Source organism: Streptomyces sp. WAC05292, from assembly GCF_003949955.1.
In the GTDB taxonomy this organism is placed as follows: Bacteria; Actinomycetota; Actinomycetes; order Streptomycetales; family Streptomycetaceae; genus Streptomyces; species Streptomyces globosus.
In genome coordinates, this window is sequence record NZ_RPSE01000202.1 from 1 (window position 1) to 10,879 (window position 10,879).

The 10,879-nt window shown below is 74.7% G+C and carries 11 protein-coding genes; 6 read left to right on the forward strand and 5 right to left on the reverse strand.

Going from position 1 to position 10,879, the window contains the following annotated elements:
• Window positions 1–71 precede the first annotated feature (71 nt).
• The gene (locus EF903_RS20300) at window positions 72–1,184 is read right to left on the reverse strand and encodes an MBL fold metallo-hydrolase (protein ID WP_125545191.1); all 1,113 of its coding nucleotides are present in this window, start codon (window positions 1,182–1,184) and stop codon (window positions 72–74) included.
• A 183-nt stretch (window positions 1,185–1,367) separates the two neighbouring features.
• Here EF903_RS20300 and EF903_RS20305 point away from each other — a divergent pair, with 183 nt between their 5' ends.
• Both EF903_RS20305 and EF903_RS20310 read left to right on the forward strand, forming a co-directional pair.
• Window positions 1,368–2,831 carry an aldehyde dehydrogenase gene (locus EF903_RS20305; RefSeq protein ID WP_125545193.1) on the forward strand — a complete coding sequence of 488 codons (1,464 nt, stop codon included), beginning with the start codon at window positions 1,368–1,370 and terminating at the stop codon, window positions 2,829–2,831.
• Between the two features lie 3 nt (window positions 2,832–2,834).
• Complete coding sequence (locus tag EF903_RS20310) at window positions 2,835–3,068, forward strand: ferredoxin (RefSeq protein ID WP_125545195.1); 234 nt, start codon at window positions 2,835–2,837, stop codon at window positions 3,066–3,068.
• Window positions 3,069–3,198: 130 nt separating this feature from the next.
• Here the strand turns inward: EF903_RS20310 and EF903_RS20315 are convergent, their stop codons facing one another.
• A complete protein-coding gene (locus EF903_RS20315; RefSeq protein ID WP_125545197.1) occupies window positions 3,199–3,825 on the reverse strand; it encodes a TetR family transcriptional regulator in 627 nt (208 codons plus the stop codon).
• Between the two features lie 244 nt (window positions 3,826–4,069).
• Between EF903_RS20315 and EF903_RS20320 the strand changes: the two genes are divergently transcribed.
• The 4 genes from EF903_RS20320 (at window position 4,070) to EF903_RS20335 (ending at window position 8,084) form a co-directional block, all read left to right on the forward strand.
• Window positions 4,070–5,374 carry a glycosyltransferase family 4 protein gene (locus tag EF903_RS20320; RefSeq protein ID WP_125545199.1) on the forward strand — a complete coding sequence of 435 codons (1,305 nt, stop codon included), beginning with the start codon at window positions 4,070–4,072 and terminating at the stop codon, window positions 5,372–5,374.
• A 38-nt stretch (window positions 5,375–5,412) separates the two neighbouring features.
• Window positions 5,413–6,147 (forward strand): class I SAM-dependent methyltransferase, encoded by a 735-nt coding sequence (locus tag EF903_RS20325; protein ID WP_125545201.1) that lies wholly within the window; start codon window positions 5,413–5,415, stop codon window positions 6,145–6,147.
• Window positions 6,144–7,232, forward strand: a complete 1,089-nt coding sequence (locus EF903_RS20330; RefSeq protein ID WP_125545203.1) for a prenyltransferase — start codon at window positions 6,144–6,146, stop codon at window positions 7,230–7,232. Before EF903_RS20325 ends, EF903_RS20330 begins: the two co-directional genes overlap by 4 nt.
• A 183-nt stretch (window positions 7,233–7,415) precedes the next feature.
• Window positions 7,416–8,084, forward strand: a complete 669-nt coding sequence (locus EF903_RS20335) for a hypothetical protein (RefSeq protein WP_260615659.1) — start codon at window positions 7,416–7,418, stop codon at window positions 8,082–8,084.
• Window positions 8,085–8,137: 53 nt separating this feature from the next.
• Here EF903_RS20335 and EF903_RS20340 read toward each other — a convergent pair whose 3' ends face one another.
• From EF903_RS20340 to EF903_RS20350, 3 genes are all read right to left on the reverse strand, one after another.
• Window positions 8,138–9,148, reverse strand: a complete 1,011-nt coding sequence (locus EF903_RS20340; protein ID WP_125545205.1) for an LLM class F420-dependent oxidoreductase — start codon at window positions 9,146–9,148, stop codon at window positions 8,138–8,140.
• A 113-nt stretch (window positions 9,149–9,261) separates the two neighbouring features.
• Window positions 9,262–10,053 carry a DUF5336 domain-containing protein gene (locus tag EF903_RS20345; RefSeq protein WP_125545207.1) on the reverse strand — a complete coding sequence of 264 codons (792 nt, stop codon included), beginning with the start codon at window positions 10,051–10,053 and terminating at the stop codon, window positions 9,262–9,264.
• Window positions 10,054–10,190: 137 nt separating this feature from the next.
• Window positions 10,191–10,879, reverse strand: a 689-nt coding sequence (locus EF903_RS20350) for an N-acetylmuramoyl-L-alanine amidase (RefSeq protein ID WP_148142547.1), incomplete at its 5' end; no start/stop codon positions are given.

A 10,879-nucleotide genomic window follows, 5' to 3' on the forward strand; every position in this document is an offset into this window, starting at 1 on the left:
GTGCCAGGCCGCGCGGGCGGGGCGGGATCCGGGGGAGACGGCCCGGCCGGCGTCCGCTGCCTGCCGGCCCGTCAGACGGCCCGGTACTCCACGGGGTCGCTGCCCGGGACCGGTTCCGCCCGGCCCTGCTTCACCAGGCGTCGCAGGTGCGCCTCCGCCTCGGAGACGGCGATGGTGCGGGAGGCGTACGGGATCTCTGCCCAGGGCCGGTTCCACTCCATGCGCTCGGCGAGCGCCCACGGGGTCAGCGGCCGGGCCGCCAGCAGCCGCCGCAGCCCCGCCAGCCGCTCCCGGTGGTGGGACAGCAGCGCGCGGACGCGGTCGGGGGCGCCGGTGAAGGGGTGCTGGTGGGAGGGGAGGATCTCGGCGGGATCGAGGCGGGCGACGCGTTCGAGGGAGTCGAGGTAGTCGCCCAGCGGGTCGAGGTCGCCCGCCGCGCCCTCGGGGTCCTCGTAGAGGCCGATGTGGGGGGAGATGCCGGGCAGGAGGTGGTCGCCGGAGAAGAGGCGGCCGCTGCCGGGCAGGCCCGCCGGGTGGCGCTCCTCCAGGTGCAGGCAGACGTGCCCGGGCGTGTGGCCCGGGGTCCAGACGGCGCGCAGGCGGCGCCCGGCCAGCGGAAGCAGCTCGCCGGGGACGATGTCCCGGTCGGGAACGGCGGCCCGCAGGCCGGGGACGCCGCGCGGGTCGCGGCGGGCGGCGCGCAGCGGGGCGAGGTGCTCCTCGGGGGCGCCGGCGGCGGCGAGCTTGTCGTGGACGTACGCGTACCAGGTGCCGGGCGGGGCGGACCGGGTGCGGACGACGACCTCGGTGTCGGCGGGGTGCATGGCGATCCAGGCGCCCGAGGCCTCGCGGACCCGGCCGGACAGGCCGTGGTGGTCGGGGTGGTGGTGGGTGACGACGACGCCGTGGATGTCGCCGACGTCGGTGCCGAGGGCGCCGAGTCCGGCGGTGAGGGCGTCCCAGGAGGCGGGGTCGTCCCAGCCGGTGTCGACGAGGACGGGGCCGCGTCCGGTGTCGAGGACGTGGACGAGGGTGTGGCCGAGCGGGTTGTCCGGGATGGGCACCGCGAGGGAGTGGACGCCGCCGCCGTGGTCGGCGACCCGCGGCGGGGCGGGCGCGGGAGAGGGCGGCGGCGTCGCGGGCCGCGGGGTCCGCGGAGGCTGCTGGGGTGCGTTCCGTGGCATGAGGGGTCCTGTCTGCGTCCGGCGGAGCCCATGGCGAGAACCTGTTGCAGTGGTAGCCCCAGTCGACCATGTGTCGGGGCGGATCGCCAGTACCGGTTCACCGGAGGCCGTGCGGGAGCCGTGGACTCCTCGAACTGGAACTGGTATCAGTTCCGCAACGCCAAGCCGCAGGAGGCATCAGCCATGACCGAGCGCGTGGACCACGGACAGCTGTTCATCGGCGGGGAATGGGTGGATCCGCTGGGCGCCGGGACGATCGAGGTCGTCTCCCCCCACACCGAGCAGGTCATCGGCAGCGTCCCGCACGCCTCCCGGGGCGACGTGGACCGCGCCGTGGCCGCCGCCCGCCGGGCCTTCGACGAGGGCCCCTGGCCGCGGATGCCGCTGGAGGAGCGGATCGCCGTCGTGACGCGGATCAAGGACGCCTTCGCCGTCCGCCACGAGGAGATCGCCCGCACGATCAGCTCCCAGAACGGCTCCCCGTACTCCTGGAGCATCCTCGCCCAGGCGCTCGGCCCGATGATGGTCTACGACGCCGCGATACAGGTGGCGCGCGCCTTCCCGTTCGAGGAGCGCCGCCAGGGGGCGCTCGGGCCGATCCTGGTGCGGCGGGAGCCCGTGGGCGTCGTCGCGGCCGTCATCCCGTGGAACGTCCCCCAGTTCGTGGCCGCGGCGAAGCTGGCGCCCGCGCTGCTGACGGGGTCGTCGGTGGTGCTGAAGCCGTCCCCCGAGTCGCCGCTGGACTCCTGCCTCCTCGCCGGCATCGCCCGGGAGGCCGGGCTGCCGGAGGGCGTGCTGTCCGTCCTGCCCGCCGACCGGGAGGTGAGCGAGTACCTGGTGGGGCACCCGGGTGTGGACAAGGTGTCCTTCACCGGCTCCGCGGCAGCCGGCCGCCGGGTGATGGAGGTCGCCGCGCGGAACCTGACCCGGGTCACCCTGGAACTGGGCGGCAAGTCCGCCGCCGTGATCCTGCCCGACGCCGACCTGGAGGCGGCCGTCTCCGGGATCGTGCCCGCCGCCTGGATGAACAACGGGCAGGCGTGCGTGGCCCAGACCCGCGTCCTCGCGCCGCGCAGCCGCTACGGCGAGATCGCCGAGGCGCTCGCCGCGGCCGCCGGGGCCCTGGTCGTCGGGGACCCGCTCGACCCCGCGACGCAGGTCGGCCCGCTCGTCGCCGAGCGGCAGCGGCGCAGGTCGCTGGAGTACATCGCGATCGGGCAGGAGGAGGGCGCGAAGATCCTGGCCGGCGGCGGCCGGCCCGCCGGCCAGGAGCGCGGCTGGTACGTCGAGCCGACCCTCTTCGGGGAGGTGGACAACGCGATGCGGATCGCCCGGGAGGAGATCTTCGGCCCGGTGGTCTGCCTCATCCCGTACGGGGACGAGGCGGAGGCGCTGCGGATCGCGGACGACTCCGAGTTCGGGCTGAGCGGCAGCGTGTGGACGGCGGACGTGGAGCGCGGCATCGACTTCGCCCGCGGGGTGCGGACGGGCACCTTCAACGTGAACACCTTCAGCCTGGACGTGCTCGGGCCGTTCGGCGGCTACAAGAACAGCGGGCTGGGCCGGGAGTTCGGGCCGGAGGGGTTCGGCGAGTACCTGGAGCACAAGATGGTCCACCTGCCGGCCGGGTACGGGGCGGGGGCCTGAGCCGTGGGCGACCGGTGGCGGGTGGAGGTCGACCGGACGGTGTGCATCGGCTCCGGCATGTGCGCGGCACTGGCCCCCGAGGGCTTCGCCCTCGACGCGGCGCGGCAGTCGCACCCGCGGCGGGAGGAGTCCGACGCGAGCGAGCCGGTGCTGGGGGCGGCCGAGGGCTGCCCCGTCGAGGCCATCTCGATCACGCTCGCGGGGAGCGGGGAGGCGGTGTTCCCGCCCGAGGAGTGAGACGCCCGGGGCGGGCCGGGCGAGAGGGCCGGGCGTGCCGGGGTGGAACGGCCGTGGCGGGCGGGCCGGGGCGGCAAGCCGCCGGCGGCGCGCCGGCCCGGTTTCCCTCCGCCCCGCGGCGACGGCGGGTTCAGGCCTTTTCCGGCGGGGCCGTCAGTTCGATCAGCCGGCAGACCGTCTCGATGTCGATCTTCACCTGGGCGATCGACGCCCGCCCCGACAGCCACGTGATCAGCGCGGAGTGCCAGGTGTGCTCGATGACGCGGACCGCCGACAGCTGCTCCGCGGTCGGCGGCGCGTCCAGGCCCATCGCGTCCAGGATGATCGCGGTCGTCAGGCGCGAGACGGTGTCCACCTCCGGGCTGACGCTGCGGTCCGCGAACGTCAGCGCGCGCACCATCGCGTCCGCGAGGTGCGGCTCGCGCTGGAGGGCCCGGAAGGCGCGCATCAGGGTCTCGGCGACCCGGGCCGCCGGGTCCTCCGCGGCCGGCGGGCGCTTGCGGAGCGTGGCGTGCATGTGCTGGAGCTGGTCCTGCATCGTCGCGACGAGCAGGTGCACCTTGGAGGGGAAGTAGCGGTAGAGGGTGCCGAGGGCGACCCCCGCGGCCTCCGCGACCTCGCGCATCTGGACGGCGTCGAAGCCGCCCCGCCCCGCCAGTTGGGCGCTGGCGTTGAGGATGCGGCGGCGGCGCGCCTCCTGGCGCTCGGTCAGGGGAGGGGACGCCGGTGTGGTGACGGCCTTCGCTTCCGCTGTCATGTGCCCCGTTCCGTGGTGTGCCGCTGGCTGGGAGAGCGCCCCGCAGGTGCGGGGCCGTTTCCGGGCTGGTGCGGGCCCAGCATGGCAGGCGCCGCGTGGTGGCGCGAATCACCTGCTCCGCCTCTTACGGTGGGGTTTCCGGCCGGTAGATTCAATGGTCCGCGACGGATCAACTCTGAAACTTGTTCTACATTATCCGAGCGGTTACGCTCCGGCGAAAGTTGCAGCCAGAAAGGGGCCGAGAGTGACCGCTGAGGCCGTGGTGACGAGCCCTTTCGCAGGGTCTGTGACGGACGGTGACCGGCCGTTGCGCATCGCACTCCTGACCTACAAGGGGAACCCGTTCTGCGGGGGCCAGGGCGTCTACGTGCGGCACCTTTCGCGGGAACTCGTCCGGCTCGGCCACTCCGTCGAGGTGATCGGCGCGCAGCCCTATCCGGTCCTCGACGAGGGCGCCTCGCTGACCGAGCTGCCCAGCCTCGACCTCTACCGCCAGCCCGACCCCTTCCGCACCCCGCGGCGCGAGGAGTTCCGCGACTGGATCGACGCGCTGGAGGTCGCCACCATGTGGACCGGCGGCTTCCCCGAGCCGCTGACCTTCTCCCTGCGCGCCCGCCGCCACCTCGCGTCCCGCGCGGGCGAGTTCGACGTCATCCACGACAACCAGACCCTCGGCTACGGACTCCTCGGCGACCTCGGCGCCCCCCTGGTCACCACGATCCACCACCCGATCACCGTCGACCGGCAGCTGGAGCTCGACGCCGCCCCCGACCGCAAGCGGCGCGCCTCCGTCCGCCGCTGGTACGCCTTCACGCGCATGCAGGCCCGCGTCGCCCGCCGCCTCCCCTCCGTGCTGACCGTCTCCGGCTCCTCCAAGCAGGAGATCGCCGAGCACCTCGGCGTGCGCGGCGAGCGCATCCACGTCGTCCACATCGGCGCCGACACCGACCTGTGGTCGCCCGACCCGGCGGTCGCCGAGGTGCCCGGCCGGATCGTCACCACCTCCAGCGCCGACGTGCCCCTCAAGGGCCTGGTGTTCCTCGTCGAGGCCCTCGCCAAGCTGCGCACCGAGCAGCCCGCCGCGCACCTCGTCGTCGTCGGCAAGCGCGCCGAGGAGGGGCCCGTCGCCCGCGCCATCGAGACGTACGGCCTCCAGGACGCCGTCCGCTTCGTCAAGGGCGTGACGGACGCCGAACTCGTCGACCTCGTGCGCAGCGCCCAGGTCGCCTGCGTGCCCTCCCTCTACGAGGGGTTCTCGCTGCCCGCCGCCGAGGCCATGGCCACCGGCACCCCGCTGGTCGCCACCACCGGCGGTGCGATCCCCGAGGTCGCCGGACCCGACGGCGAGACCTGCCTCGCGGTGCCGCCCGGCGACGCCGGGGCCCTGGCCGCCGCGCTCGGCCGGCTCCTCGGCGACCCGCAGCTGCGGGCCCGGCTCGGCGCCGCCGGCCGCGAGCGGGTCCTCGCCCGGTTCACCTGGGCCAGGGCGGCCGAAGGCACCGCCGCCCACTACCGGGCCGCGATCGCGCAAGCCCGCCGCACCCGCTGAATGTTCCCCCACCCCCGCGACCGCGAAGGCAGGACCCCGTGCTGACCGTCGATTTCTCCCGGTTCCCGCTCGCCGCAGGCGACCGCGTGCTCGATCTGGGCTGCGGCGCAGGCCGGCACGCCTTCGAGTGCTACCGGCGCGGCGCGCAGGTCGTCGCCGTCGACCGCAACGGCGAGGAGATCCGCGAGGTCGCCAAGTGGTTCGCCGCCATGAAGGAGGCAGGCGAGGCCCCGGCCGGCGCCACCGCCACCGCGATGGAGGGCGACGCCCTCGCGCTGCCCTTCCCCGACGACTCCTTCGACGTCGTCATCATCTCCGAGGTGATGGAGCACATCCCCGACGACAAGGGCGTCCTCGCCGAGATGGTCCGCGTCCTCAAGCCCGGCGGGCGCATCGCCGTCACCGTCCCCCGCTACGGCCCGGAGAAGGTCTGCTGGGCGCTCAGCGACGCCTACCACGAGGTCGAGGGCGGCCACATCCGCATCTACAAGGCCGACGAGCTGCTCGGCAAGATGCGGGCCGCCGGCCTCAAGCCGTACGGCACCCACCACGCCCACGGCCTGCACTCCCCGTACTGGTGGCTCAAGTGCGCCTTCGGCGTCGACAACGACAAGGCCCTGCCCGTCCGCGCGTACCACAAGCTGCTGGTCTGGGACATCATGAAGAAGCCGCTCGCGACGCGCCTCGCCGAGCAGGCCCTCAACCCCGTCATCGGCAAGAGCTTCGTCGTGTACGCGACGAAGCCGCACCTCCCCGTCGGCGCCGCCCAGTGAGCTCCACCGGGCGCACCGAACGCCTCGCCCTGGACGGGGTGCTGACGGCGGACCAGGCGGCGGCGACCGTCGCCGGGATCCTCGCCGTGCAGCGCCCCGACGGCGCGATCCCCTGGTTCCGCGGCCACCACCTCGACCCGTGGGACCACACCGAGGCCGCCATGGCGCTCGACGCGGCCGGCGAGCACGCCGCCGCCGAGCGCGCCTACCGGTGGCTGGCCCGGCACCAGAACACCGACGGCTCCTGGTACGCGGCGTACGCCGACCGGCCGGACGGCGTCGACACCGCGAGCCCGCAGGACGCAGGCCGGGAGACCAACTTCACCGCGTACGTGGCGGTCGGGGTGTGGCACCACTACCTGGCCACCGGCGACGACCGGTTCCTTGAGCTCATGTGGCCCGTCGTGTACGCGGCCGTCGAGTTCGTCCTCGACCTCCAGCAGCCGGGCGGCGAGATCGGCTGGAAGCGCGAGGCCGACGGCACGCCCGTCGCGGACGCGCTGCTGACCGGCTCGTCCTCGATCCACCAGGCGCTGCGGTGCGCGCTGGCGATCGCCGAGCACCGCGAGGACCCGCAGCCGGACTGGGAGCTCGCGGCCGGCGCGCTCGGGCACGCGATACGCAGCCATCCGGAGCGGTTCCTGGACAAGTCCCGCTACTCGATGGACTGGTACTACCCCGTCCTCGGCGGGGCCGTGACGGGCGCGGCGGCCAAGGAGCGCATCGGGGAGCGCTGGGACGAGTTCGTCGTCCCCGGCCTGGGCGTGCGCTGCGTGCTGCCCAACCCGTGGGTGACCGGCGGCGAGTCCTGCGAACTGGCGCTCGCCCTGTGGGCGGTCGGCGAGTCGGACCGGGCCCTGGAGATCCTGCGCTCCATCACGCACCTGCGTGCCGAGAACGGCATGTACTGGACCGGGTACGTCTTCGAGGACGAGGCGGTCTGGCCGGTGGAGCAGACGACGTGGACGGCTGGCTCGCTGCTGCTGGCGGCCGCCGCCCTGGGCGGCGACGAGGCCACGACGGCCGTCTTCGGGGGGCTGTCGCTGCCCGCCGGGCTGGAGCCGGACTGCTGCGGACGCCCCTGACGGGCCTCCCCTGACGGCCTCCCCTGACGGGCCTCCCCGCCGGCGGACGCGGCGGGCGAGGGTGCGGGCGGAAGGCCGCCCGCGCCACCCGGGTGGGCCGGTCGGGTGACCCGAGTGGCGGGGCGCGGGCCCCGGGGTGACGCTGCCGGGGACACCCCACTCCACCGGGAGGCAACCGTGTCGATACGCAGGAGCATCCGATTCAGCCGCGGCCTGACGGCGCTCGCGCTGTCGGGCGCGCTGGTCGCCGGAGGCGCCGCGTGCGGCGGCTCGGCGGCCGCCGGGGCGAGGGGCCAGGGCGGCGGGGCCGCCTCCGACGGCATCGCGGCCGCCCGGGTCCTCGGGCAGGCGGGGCAGGCCGAGGCCCTGCGGGCGCAGGCCGTGCACGCCGCGGCCCGGGCCGCGCTCCCGGAGGTGGAGCCCTCGCCCACCACCTCGGCCGAGCGCCAGAGGTTCGCCAAGACGCGGTTCGTCGCGAACGCGGGGCTCGCGGCCGGCGCCACGTACCAATGGATCATCAAGCCGTACCAGCAGGGCAAGTTCCGCAAGGGTGCGAGCGGGCGCACGTTCACCCTGATCAAGGCGGCCCTCGCGGGCGCGTTCGCGTACAACCGGCTGAAGGCGGCCGTCGGCAACGCCCAGGCCGACCCGCTGCTGTCGAAGGCGCTCGCCCCGCTGACCGCGGGCATCGAATCCCTGAAGGAGATGGCGACGAAACTGCGCAGGGGCGACGTCGCCGAAGCCGACATCAGCTCCTTCCAGAACGTCATCAACGGGGTGAAGGACGCCGGCAAGAGCGCCGGCGCCCCCGTCAAGGACCAGGTGCCCAGCGTGTCCGAGCTCGGCGGATAGCCGGGTGCGGCCGCCCTGCCGGGGCCCTTCCCGGCCGGGCGGCCCTCGCGGCGTCAGGTGTTGAGGTCCGCGAGGACCCGCAGGGTGTGCGGGTCCGGGGCCGTGACCAGCAGGTCGGTGACCGGGCCGCCGCGCCACAGCTCCAGCCGCTCGGCGATCCGCTCGCGCGGCCCGACCAGGCTGATCTCGTCGGCGAACGCGTCCGGCACGGCGAGCACCGCCTCCTTCCTGCGCCCGGCGAGGAACAGCTCCTGGACACGGCGGGCTTCCTCCGCGAAGCCCATGCGGGCCATCAGGTCGGCGTGGAAGTTGCGGGCGGCGTGGCCCATGCCGCCGATGTAGAAGCCGAGCATGGCCTTGACGGGCAGCAGGCCCTCGGTGACGTCGTCGCAGACGCGGGCCCGGGCCATCGGGGCGATCAGGAAGCCCTCGGGCAGGTCGGCGAGGGCCTCCCGGAAGACGCCCGTCCGCAGCGGCGACCAGTACAGCGGCAGCCAGCCGTCGGAGATGCGGACGGTCTGGGCGACGTTGCGCGGGCCCTCCGCGCCCAGCAGCAGCGGCAGGTCGGCGCGGAGGGGGTGGGTGATCGGCCGCAGGGGCCGGCCGAGGCCGGTCGCGTCGGGGCCGAGGTAGGGGTGGCTGTGGAAGCGGCCTTCCAGGGTGACGGGCGCCTCGCGGCGCAGGACCTGGCGGACGACGTCGACGTACTCGCGGGTGGCCGTCAGCGGGCTCGCCGGGAACGGGCGCCCGTACCAGCCTTCGACGACCTGCGGTCCGGACAGGCCGAGGCCCAGCATCATGCGGCCGCCGGAGAGGTGGTCCAGGGTGAGGGCGTGCATGGCGGTGGCGGTCGGGGTGCGGGCGGCCATCTGCGCGACGGCGGTGCCGAGGAGGATGCGGGAGGTGTGCGCGGCGATCCAGGTGAGCGGGGTGAAGGCGTCCGAGCCCCAGGCCTCGGCGGTCCAGACCGACCAGTAGCCGAGGCGTTCGGCCTCGGTGGCGAGGGCGAGGTGGGCGGGGTCGGGGCCGCGGCCCCAGTAGCCGAGTGCGAGTCCGAGGCGCATGAGCGGTCCCTTCCGCCGACCGTTCCTGACGATTCGTCAGTGAACGGGGCGACTGTAGGACAACGGCCCCCCGCCCGGAAGGGCGGAGGGCCGTCGGAACCGGCTGCTGCGCGTCAGCCGCGCTGGATGCCGGAGGTGTCGTTCAGGACGCCGCGGCGTCCGTCCTGCGTCTGGGCGATCAGCGTGGACGGGCCGCGCTGGTCCACCGCCAGGTACCAGGTGCCGGGGGCGAGTTCGGCGATCGGCGACGGCGAGCCGTCCTCCGCGTACAGGGGGCGGGCCACCGGCACGGCGAACCAGAACGGCGAGAAGTCCGCCGCCGGGGCGGGCGCCGCGTCCTGCGGGCCCGGGGTGCCGCCGTACGGCGGTGCGGGCTGCGGGGTCGCGCCGTAGCCGGGGGGCTGCTGGCCGCCCGGGTAGCCGTACCCCGTGCCCGGCTGCGGCTGGCCGCCGTACGGCGCCGGCGCGGCCGGGCGGGCCTCCGGGAGCAGCGGGCCGGCGAGCGCCGGGACCTTCTGGCCGAAGAGGGCGGTGCCGGCCAGGACGAGGGTGGCGAGGAAGGCGATGATGCAGCCCGCGCCCAGGTCGGCGCCGCTCGGGCTGGTGATGAGCGACCACAGCGAGGACCAGGCGGCGGAGACCGCGAGGACCGTCCCCCACGCCGGCAGCGGCAGGCCGGCGAGCTGGCGGCCCGCCGGCAGGAAGCGGCCGGCGACGATCAGGCCGGCGGCGATGAAGCCCAGCAGGAAGACGGACGGCAGCGCCAGCCGGTAGACGTCGGTGTCCCACACGCTCGGCAGGTCCAGGCCGGTCGCGGAGTAGAAATCGAGGAACGAGGCGATGAACAGCAGCACCGCTGCTCCGATCACCACGCCGTCGCCTCGAGTGAGGGAGCGGATGTTCACGTCTTAGGTGTCCTTCTCGGTCTCGGTCGTCTCGTGGTGCGGTCGTGCAACCAGGAGCAGGGGGCGGGCTGGACCATGGTACGGAGGTTTCCCGCGGCCGAGAGGACCGGGGCGGCAGGCCGCCCCCCTCGTCAGGACTACCCGCCGAGGAAGCCGACGATCCCGTCCGCGATGCCCTGCGCGGCCTTCTGCCGCCACTGCGGACTCGTCAGCAGCGCCGCGTCCTTGCTGTCACGCATGTTGCCGCATTCGACGAACACCTTGGGCCGGGTCGAGAGATTGAGGCCGCCCAGGTCGTCGCGGACGACCAGTCCCGTGCCCCCTCCGAGGTAGTTGGCGGGGCCGGAGCCGGTGGCGCGGGCGAAGTTCGCCGCGATCCGCTCGCCGAGCGCCCGGGACGGGCCCACGATCGCGGCGGTGTCCGCGGCGCCGCCCTTCACCTTGGCGGGGAGGATGACGTGGTAGCCGCGGCTGCCCTCGGAGACGCCGTCCGCGTGGACGGAGACGACGGCGTCCGCGTTCGCCTCGTTGCCGATGCGGGCCCGCTCGGTGATGCAGGGGCCCCAGGCGCGGTCGGCCTCGTGCGTGAACACCACCTTCAGGCCGCGGCCTTCGAGGATGGTGCGCAGCCGGCGGGACACGTCGAGGGTGAACTCGGCTTCCTTGTATCCGGCGCGGGTCGTGGTGCCGGTGGTGTCGCACTCCTTGCGGGCGGTGCCGATGTCCACCTGCTGGTTGATCTCGCGGCTGTGGTCGAAGTTGCCGGTGTTGTGCCCGGGGTCGACGACCACGGTCTTGCCGGCGAGGGGGGAGGTGGCGCCGGGGG